19 protein-coding genes and 2 tRNA genes are annotated in these 20,632 nt (G+C 72.8%); 8 read left to right on the top strand and 13 right to left on the bottom strand.

Annotated features, from left to right (window positions below; genetic code table 11):
* Positions 1-43 precede the first annotated feature (43 nt).
* Entirely contained in the window at positions 44-1,003 is a 960-nt protein-coding gene (locus tag O7598_RS04215) for a hypothetical protein (RefSeq protein ID WP_269694731.1), read from the top strand.
* On the opposite strand, the gene O7598_RS04210 is transcribed toward O7598_RS04215, so the two are convergent.
* Entirely contained in the window at positions 898-2,154 is a 1,257-nt protein-coding gene (locus tag O7598_RS04210) for a glycosyltransferase (RefSeq protein ID WP_269690098.1), read from the bottom strand. The two genes, O7598_RS04215 and O7598_RS04210, sit on opposite strands and share 106 nt — an antisense overlap.
* Before the next feature lie 192 nt (positions 2,155-2,346).
* Here O7598_RS04210 and O7598_RS04205 point away from each other — a divergent pair, with 192 nt between their 5' ends.
* From O7598_RS04205 to O7598_RS04195, 3 genes are all read left to right on the top strand, one after another.
* Positions 2,347-3,348: an SDR family oxidoreductase gene (locus O7598_RS04205; RefSeq protein WP_269690097.1), complete on the top strand. Its 1,002-nt coding sequence runs from the start codon at positions 2,347-2,349 to the stop codon at positions 3,346-3,348.
* A 56-nt stretch (positions 3,349-3,404) separates the two neighbouring features.
* Positions 3,405-4,082, top strand: a complete 678-nt coding sequence (locus O7598_RS04200; RefSeq protein WP_269690096.1) for an ATP-binding protein — start codon at positions 3,405-3,407, stop codon at positions 4,080-4,082.
* A gap of 80 nt (positions 4,083-4,162) precedes the next feature.
* Entirely contained in the window at positions 4,163-4,735 is a 573-nt protein-coding gene (locus tag O7598_RS04195) for a DUF5709 domain-containing protein (RefSeq protein ID WP_269690095.1), read from the top strand.
* Position 4,736: 1 nt separating this feature from the next.
* Here the strand turns inward: O7598_RS04195 and O7598_RS04190 are convergent, their stop codons facing one another.
* Together O7598_RS04190 and macS are read right to left on the bottom strand one after the other, a co-directional pair.
* A complete protein-coding gene (locus O7598_RS04190; protein WP_175441460.1) occupies positions 4,737-5,369 on the bottom strand; it encodes a response regulator in 633 nt (210 codons plus the stop codon).
* Between the two features lie 11 nt (positions 5,370-5,380).
* Complete coding sequence (gene macS / locus O7598_RS04185) at positions 5,381-6,505, bottom strand: MacS family sensor histidine kinase (protein ID WP_091068662.1); 1,125 nt, start codon at positions 6,503-6,505, stop codon at positions 5,381-5,383.
* 114 nt (positions 6,506-6,619) lie between these two features.
* Here macS and O7598_RS04180 point away from each other — a divergent pair, with 114 nt between their 5' ends.
* A complete protein-coding gene (locus O7598_RS04180; RefSeq protein ID WP_269690094.1) occupies positions 6,620-7,087 on the top strand; it encodes an ATP-binding protein in 468 nt (155 codons plus the stop codon).
* A gap of 23 nt (positions 7,088-7,110) precedes the next feature.
* Here O7598_RS04180 and O7598_RS04175 read toward each other — a convergent pair whose 3' ends face one another.
* Positions 7,111-8,049: a ribose-phosphate diphosphokinase gene (locus O7598_RS04175; RefSeq protein ID WP_269690093.1), complete on the bottom strand. Its 939-nt coding sequence runs from the start codon at positions 8,047-8,049 to the stop codon at positions 7,111-7,113.
* Between the two features lie 63 nt (positions 8,050-8,112).
* On the opposite strand from O7598_RS04175, the gene glpK reads away from it, so the two are divergent.
* The gene (gene glpK, locus O7598_RS04170) at positions 8,113-9,597 is read left to right on the top strand and encodes a glycerol kinase GlpK (protein ID WP_269690092.1); all 1,485 of its coding nucleotides are present in this window, start codon (positions 8,113-8,115) and stop codon (positions 9,595-9,597) included.
* 30 nt (positions 9,598-9,627) lie between these two features.
* Here glpK and O7598_RS04165 read toward each other — a convergent pair whose 3' ends face one another.
* Both O7598_RS04165 and O7598_RS04160 read right to left on the bottom strand, forming a co-directional pair.
* Positions 9,628-10,365, bottom strand: a complete 738-nt coding sequence (locus tag O7598_RS04165) for a VOC family protein (RefSeq protein ID WP_269690091.1) — start codon at positions 10,363-10,365, stop codon at positions 9,628-9,630.
* Between the two features lie 110 nt (positions 10,366-10,475).
* On the bottom strand, positions 10,476-11,309 hold the full coding sequence (locus tag O7598_RS04160; RefSeq protein ID WP_269690090.1) for a phosphoribosylaminoimidazolesuccinocarboxamide synthase: 834 nt from the start codon (positions 11,307-11,309) through the stop codon (positions 10,476-10,478).
* 123 nt (positions 11,310-11,432) lie between these two features.
* Here O7598_RS04160 and O7598_RS04155 point away from each other — a divergent pair, with 123 nt between their 5' ends.
* The gene (locus tag O7598_RS04155; RefSeq protein WP_269690089.1) at positions 11,433-12,770 is read left to right on the top strand and encodes an ABC transporter substrate-binding protein; all 1,338 of its coding nucleotides are present in this window, start codon (positions 11,433-11,435) and stop codon (positions 12,768-12,770) included.
* A gap of 64 nt (positions 12,771-12,834) precedes the next feature.
* Here the strand turns inward: O7598_RS04155 and O7598_RS04150 are convergent, their stop codons facing one another.
* The 5 genes from O7598_RS04150 to O7598_RS04130 all read right to left on the bottom strand — a co-directional run bounded on the left by O7598_RS04150 (position 12,835) and on the right by O7598_RS04130 (position 17,645).
* Entirely contained in the window at positions 12,835-13,083 is a 249-nt protein-coding gene (locus tag O7598_RS04150) for a hypothetical protein (RefSeq protein ID WP_269690088.1), read from the bottom strand.
* A 107-nt stretch (positions 13,084-13,190) separates the two neighbouring features.
* Positions 13,191-13,264, bottom strand: a tRNA-Met gene (locus O7598_RS04145).
* Positions 13,265-13,385: 121 nt separating this feature from the next.
* A tRNA-Met gene (locus O7598_RS04140) sits at positions 13,386-13,459 on the bottom strand.
* A 60-nt stretch (positions 13,460-13,519) separates the two neighbouring features.
* Positions 13,520-16,504: a UPF0182 family membrane protein gene (locus O7598_RS04135; RefSeq protein WP_269690087.1), complete on the bottom strand. Its 2,985-nt coding sequence runs from the start codon at positions 16,502-16,504 to the stop codon at positions 13,520-13,522.
* 127 nt (positions 16,505-16,631) lie between these two features.
* Positions 16,632-17,645, bottom strand: coding sequence for a YlbL family protein (locus O7598_RS04130; RefSeq protein ID WP_269690086.1), 1,014 nt, complete (start codon positions 17,643-17,645; stop codon positions 16,632-16,634).
* A 115-nt stretch (positions 17,646-17,760) separates the two neighbouring features.
* Between O7598_RS04130 and O7598_RS04125 the strand changes: the two genes are divergently transcribed.
* On the top strand, positions 17,761-19,035 hold the full coding sequence (locus tag O7598_RS04125; RefSeq protein ID WP_269690085.1) for a zinc-dependent metalloprotease: 1,275 nt from the start codon (positions 17,761-17,763) through the stop codon (positions 19,033-19,035).
* Positions 19,036-19,096: 61 nt separating this feature from the next.
* Here O7598_RS04125 and O7598_RS04120 read toward each other — a convergent pair whose 3' ends face one another.
* Positions 19,097-19,699, bottom strand: a complete 603-nt coding sequence (locus O7598_RS04120) for a hypothetical protein (RefSeq protein WP_269690084.1) — start codon at positions 19,697-19,699, stop codon at positions 19,097-19,099.
* A 126-nt stretch (positions 19,700-19,825) separates the two neighbouring features.
* Complete coding sequence (locus O7598_RS04115; protein WP_091068628.1) at positions 19,826-20,344, bottom strand: M48 metallopeptidase family protein; 519 nt, start codon at positions 20,342-20,344, stop codon at positions 19,826-19,828.
* Positions 20,345-20,632: the final 288 nt, after the last annotated feature.

Genomic DNA, 20,632 nt, shown 5'->3' with positions numbered 1-20,632 from the left:
TCCTCGCCAGGTGGTCTCCTCCGGTTGGTGCTTCCTCGCGGCGATGATCGTCGCGTACGGCTTCGCCAACCTCCTCCAGTCGGTGGCCGCGGCGCGGACCACCGTGCACCACACCTTCGACCCGGGGCTGCTGCTGCGGCTGGCCGGTCACCGGACGTACCTGATCGGCCTGGCCTGCCAGGTCGTCGGTTTCGTGCTCGCCTTCCTGGCCCGCCGGGACCTGCCGTTGTTCCTGGTCCAGGCGTCGGTGGCGGCCGGGCTCGGGGTCACCGCGGTGCTGGGCGTGCTGGTGCTCAAGTGGCGCCTGCCGGCCGCCGAGGTGGTGCTGCTGGTGCTGCTGTTCGGCGGCATCACCGCGCTGGTGCTGGCGGCCGAGCCGGCACCGTCCCGGCAGCTCGGCACCGCCGGGCTGGTCGGCCTGGTGGCGGCGCTCGGCCTGATCGCCGGGTCGGGTTTCTTCGCGGCCCGGTTACGGGGGGCGCTCGGTTCGGTGGTGCTCGGGTCACTGGCCGGGATGGCGTTCTCGGCCGCCGCGGTGGCCGCCCGCCCGCTCGCCTCCGCCGACTCGACGGAGGCGTTCGTCCGTGACCCGCTGCTCTACCTGCTGATCGCCCACTCGGTGGTCGGCCAGTTGCTGCTCGGCCTGGCCATGCAACGCGGGTCGACCACGGCGGCGGTGGCCGCGATGGACGCGGCCGGGGCGGTGCCCGCCGCAATCGTCGGGTTGCTGCTGCTCAACGACAAGATCTGGCCGGGGCGGGAGTGGTTGGCCGGGCTCGGCTTCCTGGTCACCCTGGCGGCCGTGGTGGGCCTGACCCGGTACGCCGAGCCGCAGCACCACCACGCGACCGCCCGGGGCCGGGAACCGGCGATGATCGGCGCCGGGGTGGTGCCGGTTCAGGCCGCCTCGACCGGCCCGCGTTCGGAGACGACCACCTCGACCGGGGGCGTCGGCTCCACCGAGATGGTGGCCGGGCGGCGGCGGCCGATCACCCGCTCGTAGAGCCGCTCCAGGGCGGCGGCGGTGCGTTCCCAGGTGTAGCTGCACCGCACCCGGTCCACCGCCGCGTGCCCGTACGCGAACCGGCCGGCGTTGTCGGTGAGCATCCGGCGCAGCGTGACCCCGAGGGTGCGCACGTCGCCGGGCGGCACCAGCTTGCCGGTCACCTCGTCGACGACCGCGTCGGCGATGCCGCCCATGGCGTAGCCGACCACCGGCACGCCGCAGGCCATCGCCTCCAGCGACACCCGACCGGCGGAGGAGTAGTGCGGGGTGCAGGCCACCACGTCCGCGGAGCGGTACCAGGTGGCCATCTGGTCGTGCGGCACCGCGCCGACGAGCTGGATCCGCTCCGCCACCCCGGCCCGCTCGGCCAGTTCGCGCAGCCGGCGCGCCTCCGCGTGCCCGGCCAGCCGTTCGGCCGGTGGGCCGCCGGCGATCACCAGCTCCGCGTCGCCGACCAGGCGCATCGCCCGGATCAGGTCGTCCTGGCCGTGCCCGGGCGCGAGCCCGCCCACGGAGAGGATCCGCGGGCGCTGGTCCCGGGGGGCCGCCTCACCGTCGGGGTGGAAGTATCCGGTGTCCACACCGGTCGGCACCATCGCCACGGCGGTCCGTTGCAGGCCCATCCGGGTCAGTTCGTCGACCTCGTCATTGCACTGGGCGACGGCGACGTCCACGGCCCGGGTCAGCGCCCGTTCCAGCGGGATCCGCTGGCCGGGCCCGGTGTAGCCGCGCCCGAGGTGACGCAGTTGCTCGACGCCGAGCGAGTGGAAGGTCTGCACCACCGGGATGTCGGTGGCGCGGACCGCGTGCGCGGCCGCCAGCCCGCCCACCCAGTAGTGCCCGTGCACGACCTCGGGCGTCCAGTCGCCGGACCACTCGCCGGCGAGCCAGCGGCCGAACTCGGCCACGTACGGCACCAGCTCGACGGTGGGCAGCGGATCGGGCGGGCCGACCGGCACCCGCTCCAGGCGGTAGCCGTCCAGCTCGGCCAGGGCCGGTTGGGTGGCCGCGTCGCGGCGCTCGTACACGCGGACCTCGTGGCCCCGGGCGGCGAGTTCAGCCGCCACACGCGCAATATGCTCCTGAGTCCCGACGGTGGGACCGTCGGTGGACGAGCCGGCGTGCGCGCAAACAAGGCCGACGCGCATGGTGCACCTCCATGCGTTGCTTCGGTAGCGGGGTCTCCCGGTAGAGCGTCCCATTAACCCGGGGTCGGTGGCCCCAAACCTGGCAGATCGCCACTGTGTCCGGCGTCCCGTCCACGGGACAGCACGTCCGACCGAACCCGATCAGCGTCACTCCGCCGGCATGACCGGCCGGCCCCGGGGTACCGCCGGGGAATGCCACTCACCCGCAGTCTCGCCGACGCCACCGTCGTCATCACCGGCGCCTCCAGCGGCATCGGTGCGGCCACCGCCTACGCGCTGGCCGGTCGGGGCGTCGCCGTGGTGCTGGCCGCCCGGAGCGAGGCGGCGTTGCGGCGCGTCGCCGAGCACTGTCGGGACCTGGGCGGGCAGGCCCTCGTGGTGCCCACCGACGTGACCGATCCGGACGCGGTGGAGCTGCTGGCGGCCCGGGCGGCGGACGAGTTCGGCCGGATCGACGCCTGGATCAACAACGCGGCCGTGGGCACGGTGGGGCTGTTCGACGAGATTCCGGTCGCCGAGTTCCGCCGGGTGGTCGAGGTGAACCTGCTCGGCACCGTGCACGGGACCCGGGCCGCGCTGCCGTGGCTCACCGCGGCCGGCGGCGGCGTGCTGATCAACAACGCGTCGGTGCTGGCCGAGGTGGCCATGCCGTACCAGTCGGCGTACAACGCGACCAAGCACGCCATCCGCGGGCTGACCGACACGGTGCGGCAGGAGCTCCGGGTCACCGGTCGCACCACCATCTCGCTCTGCACCGTGCTGCCGGCCAGCATCGACACCCCGTTCTTCCGGCACGCGGCCAACCACACCGGGCGCGAGCTGACCCCGCCGCCGCCGGTCTACCCGCCGGAGATGGTGGCCGAGACGATGGTCCGGCTGCTACGCCGGCCGCGGCGCGAGGCGTACGCGGGCGGCGCGGCCCGGTTGATGGGGCTCCAGTGGCGGCTCGCCCCGGCGCTGGCCGAGCGGGCGCTCGGCTGGTACACCGCGCGCACCCAGTTCGGCCCCGGCGTCCGCCTGGACGCCACCGGCAACGTCTTCACGCCCGGCTCGGCGGCCGAGCGGACCGACGGCTGGTCCGGCCGGCGCGGCCAGTTGCTGCGGATGACGGCGGCGTTCGGTCTGGCGGCCGCCGGCACGGCGGTCGGCACCGTCGCGGCGATCAACAGGCGCTCCCGTTCGGGGCGATCGTGAGTCCCGTCGACCGGACTGATGCGCGCGTCGGGACCGACGTGCACAATGGGACGATCATGCCGACGGACGCGCGTTGCCTGGTCGAGACCGACGAATCGTCGACGGTCAGGTTGACGGGTGTGCTCGACCGGGCCGGGGCCGAGACCGTACGCGGGGCGCTGCTGGCCAGGATCTGGGAGCGGCCGGGCCCGGTCGTGGTCGACCTGTCCGGGTTGCGGATCGACGAACCGGGCGTCCGCGACGTGCTCGACGAGGTTCGCCGGGAGGTCGCCGACTGGCCGGCCACCGACCTGCTGCTCGCCCCGGCCGGCCCGCCGGCGCCCCGACCGGCGGCGGCGCCGGAGCTGATCGAGGCCGAGCTGCCCCCGGTGGCGGAGGCCGCCCGCGAGGCCCGGTCGCTGATCGCCGACGGGTGCGCCCGATGGGGCCTGCCGGAGCTTGCCGAGCCCGCCTGCATCGCGGTCACCGAGATGGTCAACAACGTGGTCGCGCACGCGGTGACCCCGATGACGCTCCGGCTCGCCCCGTGCGGCGACGCCCTGCACGTGGCGGTCCGGGACCACGCCGCCGGGCGTCCCGCGTACGCCGGGCCGGCGCCTGTCGACTCGGTCGGCGGTCGCGGGCTGCTGCTCATCGACACGGTCGCCCGGCGCTGGGGCAGCACGCCGCTGCCCGACGGCAAGGTGGTCTGGTGCGTGCTGTACGCCGAGGACGAGGCGGCGTTCCGCAACTGAGGTGCCGTTTCGCACCGTTGCTCCCGATCCACCCGGCCGGTTGCGGTTAGTGCGGTCAACGCAGTGGGTAATTCACCCGCATGCGCGACGACGAGTACCCCACCCCCGTGTCCGACCCCGAGGCGGAGGGCCTGCCCGACACCGCCGACGACGACTCGACCGCCAACGACGACGTGCTGACCGGGCGCGAGGCGGACGGCCCGGAGCCGGCCCAGATCCCCGGCGACCGCACCCCGGTCGCCGTCGACCGGTTCGGCACCACGGCCGAGGAGCAGCTCGACGGCGAGTCGCTGGACTACAAGCTCGACCGCGAGCAGTACGAACGTCCGGCCGACGACCCGCTCGCCGGCACCGTCGACCCGGCGATCGCGGCCGAGGCCGACAGCGAGGAGGCCGCCGCGCAGGCGCAGCTGGACGCGGACGTGATCGACCCGGGACCGGTCTCCGACCCGCACTCCCCGGTCTCCGTCTACGACCACGGCCAGCTCGGCACCGTCGCCGACCACGAGGTGGGCCGGCTGGTCGAACCCGACGAGGGCGCGCACACCGACCAGGAGACCGACAACGTCGCCTACGACGCGGGCGCCGCCGGCGGCGGGGCCACCGCGGAGGAGCTGGCGGTGCACGAGACCCAGCCGCCGCCGGCCCACTGAGTCACCCGTCCAGGCCCCGCTCGATGGCGTACCGGGTCAGCTCGACCCGGTTGTGCAACTGGAGCTTGCCGAGGGTGTTCTGCACGTGGTTCTGCACGGTCCGGTGGGAGAGCCGGAGCCGCTCGGCGATCTGCTTGTAGGACAGCCCCTTGGCGACCAGCCGCAGCACCTCGGTCTCCCGGTCGGTGAGCCGGGGTGCGTCGTCGTGCGGGGCCGGCGGCGCGGCGGCCAGCCGGCGATACTCGCCCAGCACCAGCCCGGCCAGCCCCGGCGTGAAGACCGGCTCACCCGCCGCGGTGCGCCGCACCGCGTCCAGGAACTCGGCCGGGGCGGCCGACTTGACCAGATAGCCGGTGGCGCCGGCCTTCACCGCGTCCAGCACGCTCTGCGGTTCGCCGCTGGCCGAGAGCATGAGCACCCGCACCTCGGGCAGCGCGGCGCGCAACCCCCGGACCACCTCGACGCCGGAGACGTCCGGCAGCTGCAGGTCGAGCACGACCAGGTCCGGCCGGACCGCCGCGGCGACCCGGACCGCCTGCCGCCCCTCGCCGCTGGTCGCGACCACGTCGAGGCCGGCCTCGGTGAGGTCGCGGGCCACCCCCTCCCGCCACATCGGGTGGTCGTCGACCACCATCACCCGGATGCTCACCGCCGCCTGCTCCTCGGCACGGTCAGCTCGATCTCGGTCCCGGCACCCGGGGCGGAGACGATCCGTACCTCGCCGCCCAGGTCCGCCACCCGGCCCCGGATGGACTGGGCCACCCCGAGCCGGCCCTGTGCCGCGGCCTCCGCCAGTCGCCCGTCCGGGATCCCCGGCCCCTCGTCGCGTACCGACACGGTCACCGTCGCCTCCTCGTCCTCGATCAGCACCCAGGCCCGCCCGCCGGCGTGCCGGGTCACGTTGTCAAGCGCCGCACCGACCGCCGCGGCCAGCTCACCGGCCGCCCGCGCGGGCAGCGGCACCGGGGTCGCCGGCGCGGCGACCTGCACCGCCGCCGAGGCGTAGCGGTCCAGCAGGTCGCGCAGGTCCCGGTCGGCTCCGGCCCGCTCCGGCTCGGCGTCCACCCGGCCGATCAGCGACCGCAGGGCGGCCTCCTGCTCCCCGGCCAGCCGCGCCAGCTCGGCCGCCTCGCCGTCCAGGTCGGCGCCCCGCCGCCGGACCAGCGCCAGCACCTGGAGCACCGAGTCGTGGATGTCGCGGGCCAGCCGCTCCCGTTCCCGGGTGGCGGCCTCCAGCTCCACCGCCCGCTGCAACCGGGCCTCCGCCTCGACGACCAGCCGGCCCACGTGCCCGACCACCAGGCCGGCGAGCAGCAGCAGGATGGCCCCGGTGAACGCCGACGGGTTGATCGGGTCGCGGGTGGCGAGGTCGGCGCCGCCCAGCACCAGCGCGGCCACCGTGCCCCGCCGTCGGCCGCCGGAGACCGCCCAGGCCAGCACCGGCCCGGCCAGCCAGGCCGAGGTCAGCACCGGCACACCGGCGGCGAGCGCCGGGCGGCCGACCACCCACGGCGTGGCCAGGATGATCGCCAGTACCACGGCGAGGTCGGCCAGGAGCAACGGCCAGCGCCGCCCGGCCGGACGCCGGTAGCCGACCGCCGTCACGCCGCTCCAGGCCAGCATGCCCAGCAGTACGGCGCCGGCGGCCACCGGGTGCGCGTACTCGCCGCCGTCGCGCAGCACGAGCACACCGACGTACGCCAGCGAGGCGAACCGGAACACCGCGATGGACCGCCAGAACGGGCCTTCCAGGCCGGAGGACGACGGCATGGGCGTCACCCTGCCACAGTCGGTCACGCGGGGCCGCGGGGTGCGGGTCGAGAAACCCTGACGTACGGTGGAAAAGCCGCGAAAGTCGTCGAGAGCCATCGCCGGGACGGGGTCATGACAAACGCAGAACTCCCCGCACCGCGTACGGTTGTGCCCATCGAACCTTCCCGACTGATCGCCGAGGCCTTCGACCAGGCCCACGTGACCGAGCTGCGGCACACGGTCACCTCCTGCGCGCACGCCGTGGGGCTCACCGGGCAGCGGCTGGACGACTTCGTGCTGGCGGTCAACGAGCTGATCACCAACGCGGTGCGCCACGGGGGCGGGCAGGGCCGGTTGCTGCTCTGGCGACGCGGCGACGACCTGGTCTGCGAGGTCGCCGACCACGGGCACGGGATCAGCGAACGGCGACTGCGCGACCGTGACCGCCCGGCTCCGGAGACCGCCGGCGGATGGGGCCTCTGGCTGGCCCGGGAGCTGAGCGACACGATGGAGGTCGAGACCGGCGACGCCGGCACGGTCGTCCGGATCACCACGGCGTTGACCGCCCGGCAGAGCGTCACCCGCCCGCCGGACGGCTGACCGGCCGCCGGGCCGCCTCGCCCTCAGCCGAAGAGCGCGCTCACCGACTCGCCGTTGTGGATCCGGCGCATCGCCTCGGCCAGCGCCGGTGCCACCGAGAGCACCTCCAGCTTCGGCACCCGCTTCTCGGCCGGGATCGGCACCGTGTTGGTGCAGACGATCTCCAGCACGCCGTCCTGCGCGCTCAGCCGTTCCAGCGCACCGCTGGAGAAGAGCCCGTGCGTGCACGCCAGCCGGATCGAACGCACCTGCCGTTCCCGCAGGTGCGAGATCAGCTCGACCACCGTGCTGCCCTTGGCGATCTCGTCGTCCAGCACGATGACGTCCCGGTCGGCCACGTCCCCGATGATCGTGCTGATCTGCACCCGGTCGTCGCTGAACCGCTGTTTCGCGCCGGCCGCCACCGGGGTGCCGAGCATCCGGGCGAACGCCGCCGCCTCCTTGGCGTTGCCCAGGTCCGGCGAGACCACCACCGCGTTGCTCAGGTCGTGCCCCTTGAAGTGGGCGGCCAGCTCGCGCAGCGCGTGCAGGTGGTCGACCGGGACGCTGAAGAAGCCGTGCACCTGCGGCGAGTGCAGCGTCATGGCCAGCACGCGGTGCGCGCCGGCCGAGGTGAGCAGGTCGGCGACGAGCCGGCCACCGATGGAGATCCGCGGCGCGTCCTTCTTGTCCGACCGCGCGTACGCGTAGTGCGGCAGCACCACGGTGATCCGGGCGGCCGACGCGCCCCGGGCGGCGTCGATCATCAGCAGCAGCTCGACCAGGTGCTCCTGCACCGGCGGCACCAGCGGCTGGATGAGGAAGACGTCCCGCTCCCGGCAGTTCGCCTGCAACTGCACCTCAAGGCAGTCGTTGGCGAACCGGGACACCCGCACCGGGTGCAGCGGAACGGCGAGGTGGGCGCAGATCTCGGCGGCGAGGTCCGGGTGGGCGGTCCCGCTGAACACGGCAATGTCACGCACGTCTGATGATCGTACGGCCGGCCGGCGGAGGCGCGGGACGCGCCCGGCGGGTACGGTGCCTGCGTGACCGGAGAGTTCGTCGCCGCCATCGACCAGGGCACCACCTCCTCACGGTGCCTCGTCTTCGACTCCGCCGGTGAGATCGTCGCGGTGGCCCAACGCGAACACCGGCAGATCTTCCCGCGACCCGGGTGGGTCGAGCACGACGCCGAGGAGATCTGGACCAACGTGGAGCACGTGGTGCGGGAGGCGTTGGCGAGCGCCGACATCGGCCCCGAGCAACTGGCCGCGGTGGGCATCACCAACCAGCGCGAGACCACAGTGGTCTGGGACCGGGCCACCGGCCGGCCGGTGGCCAACGCGATCGTCTGGCAGGACACCCGCACCGGCCCGCAGCTGCGCGAGCTGGCCGAGGCGTACGACTCCGACCGGCTGCGGGCCCGCACCGGGCTGACCCTGGCCACCTATTTCGCCGGGCCGAAGCTGCGCTGGCTGCTCGACCACGTCGACGGGCTGCGTGAGCGGGCCGAGCGGGGCGAGGTGCTGTTCGGCACCATGGACAGCTGGATCATCTGGAAGCTGACCGGGCGGCACGTCACGGACGTGACGAACGCCAGCCGCACCCTGCTGATGGACCTGGAGACCCTCGACTGGGCGCCGGAGCTGCTCGACGCACTGCGGATCCCGGCCGCGATGCTGCCCGAGATCCGCTGCTCGGCCGAGGTCTACGGCACCGCCGAGGGCGTCCTCGCCGGGGTGCCGGTGGCCAGCGCGCTCGGCGACCAGCAGGCCGCGCTGTTCGGGCAGACCTGCTTCCAGCCCGGCGAGGCCAAGTGCACCTACGGCACCGGCAGCTTCCTGCTGCTCAACACCGGCGCGAGCCCGGTGCCGTCGCGACACGGCCTGCTCACCACCGTGGCCTACCGGATCGAGGGGCAGCCGGCCACGTACGCGCTGGAGGGCGCGATCGCGGTCACCGGCTCGCTGGTGCAGTGGCTGCGCGACAACCTCGGCCTGATCTCCACCGCCGGTCAGGTCGAGGAGTTGGCCCGCACCGTCGACGACAACGGCGGCTGCTACGTGGTGCCGGCCTTCTCCGGCCTGTTCGCGCCGCACTGGCGCAGCGACGCCCGCGGCGTGATCGCCGGCCTGACCGGCTACATCACCAAGGGGCACCTGGCCCGGGCGGTGCTGGAGGCGTCCGCGTTCCAGACCCGCGAGGTGGTCGACGCGATGAACGCCGACTCCGACGTCGCGTTGCGCCGGCTGCGGGTGGACGGCGGGATGACCGGCAACGCGCTGCTGATGCAGTTCCTCGCCGACGTGCTCGACGTGCCGGTGGTGCGCTCGCGGATCACGGAGACCACCTGCCTCGGCGCCGCGTACGCGGCGGGCCTGGCCGTCGGCTTCTGGCCCGACCTGGCGACGTTGCGGGACAAGTGGCGCTCCGACGCCCAGTGGGAGCCCACCATGGACCCGACCCACCGCGAGCACGAGCTGCACCAGTGGCACAAGGCCGTCCAACGCACCCTGAACTGGGAAGACTGACCCCTCCCACCCTCCCACCCCCGGGGTGGGTCAGGCTGGGGTGAGGACGCAGAACTCGTTGCCCTCGGGGTCGGCCATGACCGTCCAGTGGATGTGGGCTCCGGACAGGTCGATGCGGGTGGCGCCGAGCGTCTCCAGGCGGGCCACCTCGGCCGCCATGTCGTCACCCGGGTAGGGGCGGACGTCGAGGTGCACCCGGTTCCAGCCGGTCTTCGGGTCGGGGTTGCGGACGAACTCCAGGTAGGGGCCGACACCCTGGGCGGAACGCAGCGAGGCGTGCTGGTCGGTCACCTCGTGCACGGTCCAGTCCGTCGCCTCGCCCCAGAACCGGGCCATCTCGCGCGGGTCCACGCAGTCGACCACCACTGCGGCGATCGGCCCGGTGTCCCGGTAGATCGGGCGCGGCTCCAGCACGCAGAACTCGTTGCCCTCCGGGTCGGCCAGCACCGTGAACGGGACGTCACCCTGGCCGATGTCGACGGGCGTCGCGCCCAGCTCCGTCAGCCGTGCGACCAGCTCCGCCTGATGGGCCGCCGACGTGGTGGCCAGGTCGACGTGCACCCGGTTCTTGCCCACCTTGGGTTCGGCGGAGACGACGAGGTCGATGCAGACCGCGACCGGGTCGGGGTAGACGATGTCCTCGGGTTCGAGGTTGGTCACGCCCGGCCCCTCGCTGGAGACACCCCAGCCGAGCACCTTCGCCCAGAAGCCGCCGAGCGCGGCATCGTCCCGGGCCTTCATGTTGATCTGCACGAGCCTCGTCGCCATGCGGACGAGACTAGACGACCTTGATCGGCGCGACGAAGGCCCGCCAGGCGGCCGGGGCGAAGCCGAGGGCGCCGCCGGAGCGGTGGTACGGCCGGACGGCGGTATCGCGGTCAGTCCCAGCGGTTGCCGGTGAGCTTCTCGTACGCCTCGACGTACCGCGCGCGGGTCGCCTCGACCACGTCGGCCGGCACCTCCGGCGCCGGCGGGAGCTTGTCCCAGCCGCTCTCGACGGCCCAGTCCCGCACGTACTGCTTGTCGAAGGAGAACTGGGCCCGACCGGGCTGGTAGGACTCGGCCGGCCAGAACCGGGACGAGTCCGAGGTGAGCAACTCGTCGGCGAGGACCAGCGTGCCGTCCGGCGCCCAGCCCAACTCCAGCTTGGTGTCGGCGATCAGGATGCCCCGATCCGCGGCGATCTCCGCGCCCCGCCGGTAGACGTCGAGAGTGATCTCCCGCAGCCGCTCCGCGGTCTCCGGCCCGACCTTGTCGACCACCTGGTCGTAGGTGATCGGCTCGTCGTGCTCGCCCTTCGGCGCCTTGGTCGACGGGGTGAAGATCGGCTCGGGCAGGATCGACGCCTCCACCAGGCCCCGGGGCAGCGGCACGCCGGACACCGAGCCGGTGCGCTCGTACTCGGCGAGACCACCGCCGGTCAGGTAGCCCCGGGCCACGCATTCGACCGGCACCATCTCCAGCCGCCGGCACCGGACCGCCCGCCCGGCGAACTCCGCCGGCACGTCGGTGGCGGACACGACGTGGTTCGGCACCAGGTCCGACAGCTGCTCGAACCACCACAGCGAGAGCGCGGTGAGCAGACGGCCCTTGTCCGGGATCGGGGTCGGCAGCACCACGTCGTAGATGGAGACGCGGTCGGAGGCGACCAGGATCAGGTCCGCGCCGTCGGCGTAGACGTCCCGGACCTTGCCCGAGTGCAGAAGTTCCACGGCGGTAAGTACACCATGACCGGCGTGCGCCGTCCGGCGCGCCCGCCGGCCGTCCCACCCGGCGTTGACACCCCCGTTCGGGGCCGGTGGAATGATTCGTCCAGCCCATCATCGGAGAGAACCGTGCGCGCTCAGCGGCCCGTCCCCCGTCCCGGCCTCGACCGGCGACGGTTCCTCGGCGCGCTCACCGGCCTGCCGCTGCTCGCCGGTGGGCTGAGCGGCGGGCTGGCCGGTTGCAGCCCGGCGGAGGACGAGGCCGCGGCCGACGACGGGCCGATCGAGCTGTCGGTGTTCTGGTGGGGCGGCAACCGCCGCGCCCAGGTGACCGAACAGGCGCTGCGTCTCTACACCCAGCAGAACCCCCGGGTCAGCTTCCGGATCACCTGGCAGGGGCTGGCCGGCTACTACGACCGCCTCGCCACCCAGGCCGCCAGCGGCAACGTGCCCGACCTCTTCCAGATCGACGACACCCTGCTCACCGAGTACGACCGCCGCGACATCCTGCTCGACCTCACCCGCTACGCCGCCGACGACCGGCTGGAGCTGCGCGGCCTGCCGGAGCAGTTGGCCCGCTACGGCCGGGTGGAGGAGCGGACCGTGGCGGTGCCCGCCGCGCAGACCAACGCGGCGCTGGTCTTCAACCGGGACCTGCTGCGCCGGCTGGACCAGCCCGAGCCGCGCACCGGCATGTCCTGGAAGGAGTACGCCCGCTGGGCCGCCCGCGTCACCCGGGCCTCCGGCAACCGGGTGGCCGGCACCATGGACCCCTCCGGCGACTACCGGGCGCTCTGGCTCTGGCTGCGTGGCCAGGGCAGCGAGCTGTACCAGGGGCGGCAGCTCGGCTTCAGCTCGGCCGAACTGCTCGCCTGGTTCGAGTTCTGGGAGGTCGCCCGCTTCGACCGGGCCACCCCGAGCGCCGCCCTGGTGGAGCAGGCGGACACCGGCGAGCTGGCCCGCCAGCTCGTGGTCACCGGCCACACCGCGGCGTCCTTCGCCTGGTCGCACCAGTTCCCGGAGCTGCAACGCCTCACCGAGGACAACCTGGGCGTCGTCGCCTTCCCCGGCACGCCGGCCGCCCAGTGGCCGCGGGCGTCGATGTACTGGGCCGGCTTCCGCGGCACCCGCCATCCCGGCGTGGTGGTGGACGTGCTCAACTTCCTGACCACCAACGTGGCGGCCGGCCGGATCCTCGGCGTGGAACGCGGGCTGAGCCCCAGCACGCAGGTCCGCACGTACGTCGTCGACGGCGTTACCGACCGGGCCGAGAAGCGGGTGGCGGCCCTGGGCGGGGAGCTGGACCAGTTGGCCGGCCCGGCCCCCGCGCCGCCGCCGAAGGGGCACGCCGCGGTGCGGAGCCTGCTGATCGACGCGGCCGAGAGCATCCGTGGCAAGCGGGCCGGCGCCCGCACCGCGACCTCGCGGTTCATGGCCCGGGCGAACGCCGCCCTCGCCGGCGGGTAGGGCGGGGCCCCTTCTTGACGCATTCGGCAGAGGAGGGGCCCCCGCACAACACCCGCGACGCCCGTCAGCGCGGCGGACCCTTGCGCCGGTTCCGCATCAGCATCAGCACGAGCAGCACGATCCCGCCGACCACCACCAGGCAGCAGAGCAGGCCCAGGACGCCGAAGCCACCCCGGGAGCGCCGGCGCGCGGCCTCGACGACGATCTCGCCGGTGCCGGTCGACGCCCAGGCCGCGACCGGCACGAAGACCGAGAGCACGACCGTACCGATGACCGCGCCCAGGCGGCCCCACCATCTGTTCAATCCAGCCATGTCCCCCATCCTCGCCGAGGCGCGCAACCGGGGCACGTCGGACGCGAGGGAAGGATCCGGATAGGGCGAAGGGCCCCGGAGCGAACTCCGGGGCCCTTCGTCACGAGTAGCGGGGACAGGATTTGAACCTGCGACCTCTGGGTTATGAGCCCAGCGAGCTACCGAGCTGCTCCACCCCGCGTCGGTATGTACAGCTTATCGCATCCGAATCGGGGAGATCAGCCGGGTCCCCGATCCCGTGCGACCGCCCCTGCGGAACGGTGAAGGGCCCCGGAGTGAACTCCGGGGCCCTTCGTCACGAGTAGCGGGGACAGGATTTGAACCTGCGACCTCTGGGTTATGAGCCCAGCGAGCTACCGAGCTGCTCCACCCCGCGTCGGCTCGTTAACCGTAGCGCACCGGCACGGCGAGGCGCAAAACGGGGTGCCGCCTGCCGTCAGCCGCTCGGGGACGGCGACGGTGACGACGAGGCCGGTGGTGACGGCGAGGCGCTGCCCGAGGGTGCGGCGGACCCACCCGCCGCCGCCTGGGCCTGCTGGAACGCGGCCATCGCGTCGTCCAGCGCCTTCAACGCCCGGCCGTACCGCTCGAAGTCGCCGGACGCCTGCGCGGCCTTGACCTCGGCGATGGCGCTCTGCACCTTGCCGGCCGCGTCGGCCAGCTCGCCGGTGAGCGGCGGCGGGGTGTTGTTGTTGCCCCCGGTCGGCGGCGGGGTCTCGCCGTCGTCGGTCGACGGCGGGCTGCCGGCGCCGGCGCGTTTGCCCTGCTCGACGAGCTGTTTGATGCCGTCGCTCAGGTTGTTGGCGAGCACCACGTACGAACCGCCGTCACCGTAGGAGAGCAGCACCTTCTGCAACAGCGGGTACGCGTCCTGGCTGCTGCTCTTCACGTAGACCGGCTCGACGTAGAGCATGCCGTCGGCGAACGGCAGCGACAGCAGGTTGCCGTACTGCACCTGGGCCTGGTTGGAGGAGAGCAGGTTGAGCTGCTGCCGGATGTCGCCGTTGTTGGTCATCTGCTGGTGCACCTGGGTCGGCCCGGAGATCCGGGTCTGGTCCGGCAACTCCAGCACCTCCAGGCGCGGCTGCCCGTCCACGTACGAGCCGGAGACCAGCGCGGCGAGGTTCTGCCGCCCGTTCGGGGTGACCGCGGAGGTCAGCTGGAACCGTGGCCCCTCCTGCCCGGGGAACTGCGTGAACAGGTAGTAGGGCGGCTGTTTCTGCCCGCTGTCCGGCGCGTCCGGCACGTTCGGCACCTGCCAGAAGTCCTGGCCGGAGTAGAAGTCGCCGGGGTCGGTGACGTGGAACTTGGTGAGCAGGTTGCGCTGCACCTTGAACAGGTCGGCCGGGTAACGGAAGTGCTCGGCCAGCTCCGCCGGGATGTCGCCCTTGGGCAGCACCAGGTCACCGCCGAACGCCTTGTTCCACGCCTTCAGCACCGGGTCGGAGTCGTCGTACGAGTAGAGCTTGACCGTCCCGTCGTACGCGTCGACGGTCGCCTTCACCGAGTTGCGGATGTAGTTGACGTTCTCCCGGGCGAGCTGGAACGTGCCCCGACCGGTCAGCTCGTCGGCGGTCTCCGCCTGAAGGTTGACCCGCTCGGCGTACGGGTAGGTGGCCGCCGTGGTGTAGCCGTCGATGATCCACAGGACGCGGCCGTCGACCACCGCCGGGTACGGGTCGCCGTCCAGGGTGAGGAACGGCGCGACCTTCTCCACCCGGTCGCGCGGGTTACGCACGTAGAGAAGCTTCGAGTTCTCGTTGACCGCCTCGGAGAGCAGGAAGTTCGACTCCTGCTCCTTGATCGCGTAGAGCAGCCGCCGGGGGAACGAGCCGACCTTGACGCCGCCCTCGCCGGAGTAGGTGTAGTACTGCTCGCCGCCGGTCTGGGTGGGCCTGTCGAACTCGACGTTGCGGTCGCCCTTCTGCCCCACGATCGCGTAGTCGTCGGGCTCCATCCGCTCCCCGTAGTAGATCCGCGGCTGCTGGGCCGGGATCTCCTCGGTCGGCGAGGAGCACGCCTCCTGTGCCTTCTCGCCGAGGAAGCCGGAGACGAAGTACGGCTGGCCACCGCAGACCACCTGGTTCGCCGGGGCGGCGACCAGGCCGTAGCCGTGGGTGTAGACGGTGTGCCGGTTGATCCAGTTGCTCTGCTGATCGGTCAGCTCGCCATAGTTGATCTCGCGGACGCCGACCACGTAGTCGGAGGTCTTGTCCTTGACCGCGTACCTGTCGATGTCGAGCTTCGAACCGAAGTCGTAGAAGCCCCGCACCTGCTGGAGCTGCGTGTAGGTCTCGGAGACCAGCTGCGGGTCGAGCAGCCGGACGTTCGACACCACCGAGGTGTCGGTGGCCAGGCTGGCGGGTGGCACGAGGTTGCTGGCCGCGTACGGTGTCGTCTTCGTGTCGTTGAGGTTGAACGCGGACCTGGTCGCCTCGATGCTGCGTTGGATGTACGGCGCCTCCTTGTCCCGGGCGCTCGGCTTGACCTCGAAGGTCTGCACGGCCCACGGGTAGATGCCGCCGATCGCCACCGCGGAGACGCCGAGCAGGGCCAGCGAGATGCCGGGCCAGACCAGGTTCCGCATCACCGCGTTGGAGAACACGATGATCGCGAGGGCCACCAGCACCGAGATCCAGGCGAGGATCTCCTTCGCCGGGAGCAGTGCGTTCACGTCGGCGTAGCCGGCACCGTAGAGCTTGGCGCCCTCGTTGTACTCCAGCAGCATGGCCCGCCGGTCGAGCACGTAGGCGACGGCCTTGAGCAGGACGAAGACGGCCACCAGCGAGCTGAGGTGGGCGCGGGCGGAGTTGGTCATCCGGTCGCCGACGCCCTGCAGGCGCACCCCGCCGAAGATGTAGTGCACGGCCAGCGCGCCGAGCAGCGCCAGCACCACCGCGGTGAAGCCGACGCCGAGCACGTAGCGCCAGAACGGGAGCTGGAAGACGTAGAAGCCGATGTCGACGCCGAACTCGGGGTCCTTGACCCCGAAGTTGCCGCCGTTGCGGAACAGCAGCCACTGGGCCCAGCGGGTCTGCGCGGAGAGCCCGGCGAAGAGGCCGATCACGGCGGAGACCAGGGCGATCCAGGTGCCGAGCCGCGGGCTCAGCAGCATCCGGTAGCGCTCCAGCGTGGCCTGCTCGGCCGAGTGCGGGCGCATCCGGGGCCGCAGCCGGTAGGCCAACCAGAGGTTGCCGCCGACGATCAGCGCCATGCCGACACCGACCACCAGGAACAGCAGCAGCCGGGTGGCGAGCACGCCGGTGAAGACCTGGGTGTAGCGGACCTCGTCGAACCAGAGCCAGTCGGTCCAGGCGTTGACCCCCCACCCGAGCAGGGTGAACAACACGAACACCCCGACCAGGACCCCGATGGTGACGCGTCCGCGTCGGCTCATCCTCGGAAGGGGACTGCTACGCATGACCACTATTGGCTCCGCACGTTTGATGTGATCGGCTCCGACCAGGCACCCAAGAGTACGGGGTGTTCCTGAACACGTCGGGTCAAGGTCACGTCACGATCGCCCGGGGGCCGTTGACCGGTCCTGCTCAGCAGCGCGTCGGCTGCCCCCCGGCACGCAGCGCCTCCAGCGCCTTGAGCGCGTCGTCGAGCGTCGCCACCCGGAGCAACGGCAGATCCGGCTGCGGGTTACGGACCGCCTCGGCGCAGTTGTCCGCGGGCACCAGGAAGACCTTCGCGCCGGCCTCCTTGGCGCCGACCAGCTTCTGCGCGATGCCGCCGATCGGGCCGACCCGCCCCTCGTCGTCGATGGTCCCGGTGCCGGCGACGATCTTCCCGCCGGTCAGGTCCGCCGGCTCCAGCTTGTCGATGATGCCCAGGGTGAACATGAGGCCGGCGCTCGGCCCACCGATGTCCCCGAGGTCGATTTTGAGGGTGAACGGGTGCGGCTGCTGCTGGTCGATCTCGACCCCGATGCGCGGGCGGCCGTCCTGCTCGCGGCTGGTCACCGTCGCCGTGCCGGGCGTGCCGCCCCGGGTGTAACCGATCTTCAGCGCGGTGCCGGCGGGCTTGGCCCGGATCAGCTCGGTGAGCTTGGCCGCGCTGGTCACCGGTGCCCCGTCGACCGAGGTGAGCACGTCGTCGACCCGCAGCGCGTCCACCGACGGCCCGCCCGGCGTGACGGTCTTGACCAGCACCTTGATCGGGAAGCCCAGCTCACGCAGGGCCGCCGTCTCGGCGCTGGTCTGCGAGTTCTGGAAGTCCTCCGCGTTGCGCTTCTCGACCTCCTCCTGCGACTCCCCCGGCGGGTAGACCAGCTCCCGCGGCACCACCGCCTCGTCCGAGGAGAACCAGCCGGCGAGCGCGGACCGGAGCCGGACCGTGGGCTGCACCCCGACCGTGGTGAGCCGGAGCTGCCCGGCGGAGGTGGACGTGGCGCGGCCGGTGACCTGGATGACCTCCTTGCCGTTCTCACTGCCGAGCGTGTTGACGGTCGGGCCCGGGCCGAGCACGACGTACGGCAGGGGCACGCTCAGCACGCCGACGCTGAGCAGGGCGGTGAGCAGTGCACCGAGCAGGACGGTCACGCCGCGACGTCTCATGCGCCAGAGCGTACCGATCCGCGCCCCGCCGTCCGGCGCGGTGACCGACGGACTTCGCCCTCAGCGCAACGCCGACGGGCTCGACCTGCGGCGGGGCCCGCGTACCGTAGAGGTCGTGCCTGATATTCCGTTCGGCTTCGCGCTCCCGGGTGGTCAACCACCAGACCCCAACGATCCCGCGCAGATGCAGCAGTTCATGTCGCAGTTGCAGCACCTGCTGTCCGCGCCGGGCAGCGGGCCGGTCAACTGGGACCTGGCCCGGCAGGTGGCCGCGAGCCAGCTCGCCGCCGCCGGCGACCCGGCGGTCTCGCCGTTCGAACGCAACGCGGTCGAGGAGGCGCTCCGGATCGCCGACCTCTGGCTGGAGCCGGCGACCTCGTGGCCCTCCGGCATCCGCTCCTCGGTCGCCTGGAACCGCAACGAGTGGATCTTCAAGACGCTCGACGTGTGGCGCAAGCTCTGCGACCCGGTGGCCAGCCGGATGGTCGGCGCGATGGGCGACCTGGTGCCGCCGGAGGCGCGGGCCCAGCTCGGCCCGATGCAGTCGATGGTCGCCACGCTGGGCGGCGCGCTCTTCGGCGGGCAGCTCGGCCAGGCGCTCGGCTCGCTCGCCGCCGAGGTGCTCTCCGCCGGCGACATCGGCCTGCCGCTGGGGCCCGCCGGCACCGCCGCGCTCATCCCCGCCAACATCAAGGCGTACGGCGAGGGCCTGGAGCTGCCGGAGGACGAGGTACGCCTCTACGTGGCCCTGCGCGAGGCCGCCCACCAGCGGCTCTTCCAGCACGTGCCGTGGCTGCGCGGGCACGTGCTCACGGCGGTGGAGAACTACGCCGCCGGCATCCGGGTCAACCGGGAGGCGATCGAGGAGGCGATGGGCCGGGTCGACCCGACCGACCCGGAGTCGATGCAGGCGATCGCCCTGGAGGGCATCTTCACCCCCGAGGACACCCCGGCGCAGAAGGCCTCCCTGGCCCGGCTGGAGACCGTCCTCGCCCTGGTCGAGGGCTGGGTGTGCCACGTCGTCGACAGCGCCGCGGGCGACCGTCTGCCCAACGTGGTGAGCCTCGGCGAGGCGTTCCGCCGCCGCCGGGCCGCGGGCGGCCCGGCGGAGCAGACGTTCGCCGCGCTCGTCGGCCTGGAGCTGCGGCCGCGCCGGCTGCGCGAGGCGACCGTGCTCTGGGCGGCGCTGACCGAGCAGCGTGGCATCGCCGGCCGGGACGCGGTGTGGGGTCACCCCGACCTGCTCCCGTCGGACGACGACTTCGCGGCCCCCGAGGCGTTCGCCGCGACCTCCACCGACCTGGACGACGAGCTGGCCAACTTCGACTTCTCCGCACCCGGTGGGCCGGAGGAGCCGACCCCGGGCGAGGACGACGGCAAGCAGGCCTGATCCCGGCGACGCAGTTCGGGGCCCGCACGGTTCTCCGTGCGGGCCCCGCCGCGCGGGCGGGTCAGCCGGGGTGGCCGGAGAGCAGCGCCCGGGTCGCGTCCCAGCCCTCGAAGGCCGGGTCGAGCGCGCCCAGGTCGGCCGGACCGCGTAGCCGGCGCCAGCCGGCGGTGACCGCCACGTCTCCGGGTCGGGGCGCGGCGGCCCGCACCTCGGCCGGCGCGGTGGTGTCGAGGTCCAGCGCCGGCAGCCACTCCGGTACGGGTAGTCGCGCGGCCACGCCGAGCAGGCCCGGCCCGCTCCCCTCCACCGGAGCGATCGCCACCGGTCGGCTGGACAGCGGCCGGAGCAGCTTGCCGAGCGTCAGCCCGGGCACGTCGGGCGCGTCGGCGACGACCACGGCCGCCTGGTCGTACCCGGTGAGGGCCGCGAAGACCGCGTTCGGGGTGGGTTGCGGCACCTCGTGCACGGTGGTGCCGGGCCAGACCACCGCGTCGGCCAGCCAGCGGTCGGCGGGGGTGACCGCCACTGCGGTCTCCACCTCGTTCAGCGTGGCCAGCAGGTCGACCACGTCCTCGGCCAGGGCGGTTCGCCACCGCGCCGGCTCGACCCCCGGCGGAGACCAGGTCACCGGGCCGAGCAACGCCACCACCACACGTCGGACCATCCGCCGACCCTAACCCCGCGCGGGCGGTACCGGCTTGATCCACACCAGTTCGGCGAGATGGCGGGGTCCGAGCGAGCGGGACACCGCCACCTCGGCGTGCTGGAGGCACGGCGGACCAGGACGGGGTCAGATGCCGGCGGTGGCGGCCACGCCCTCCAGGTAGCCGCGGGCCCGCTCGGCCTTCGGGTAGCGGGCGACCAGGGACCAGAACGTGGCGTTGTGACTGGGAACGATCAGGTGCGCCAACTCGTGGAGAAGGACGTAGTCGATCACCCAGTCGGGCATGTCCTGGATCCGGTGGGAGATCCGGATGGTGCGGTCGGCCGGGGTGCAGGAGCCCCAGCGGCCGTTCTGGTTGGTCACCCAGCGCACACTTGCCGGCTCGGCGACGGAACCGTGGTCCGACAGGTAGAGGCCGATCAGACGGCAGGCCCGGGCGAGCAGTTCGGCGTCCGAGCGGGCGAAGCGGCCCTCCCGGGCGGCCAACCGGGCCAGCATCCGGTCGACCCACTCGCTCTCCTCGGCGCGGGAGAACTGGTCCGGGATGAGCACGACGACGCGCTCGCCGTCCCGGTACGCGGACACCGTGCGTCGCCGACGCTGACTGCGCCGCACCTCGACGACGGGCTTCCGCGCCACGGCCATTACCGCGCCGCGCAGCCTCGGTTGACTGTCACGAGGGAAAAGGTAATGCGTACTGACCAGGAGTCCGCAAGAGTCAACACGGCGACACGCGCCCGGAAAATGGCGTTTGGTAGTCAGGAGTCCCGAAAAATTTCTTTGCGACGGTAGTTGACCATCACCTCTCGGCCACCCGTCACGTTAGATGATCTACGACGGGTCGTCGGCGCGGGGGCCGCGCGAAGGGGATCTGAGCGCATTTAACCGGCGTGTCCTCCCGAAACTGACTTATCCGACGTTACTCGGCATGCA

It is taken from the genome of Micromonospora sp. WMMC241, assembly GCF_027460165.1.
GTDB classification, from domain to species: Bacteria; Actinomycetota; Actinomycetes; order Mycobacteriales; family Micromonosporaceae; genus Micromonospora; species Micromonospora humi.
The sequence above is the reverse complement of the archived record's forward strand: the minus strand, read 5'-3'. Positions and strand labels throughout refer to the sequence as shown.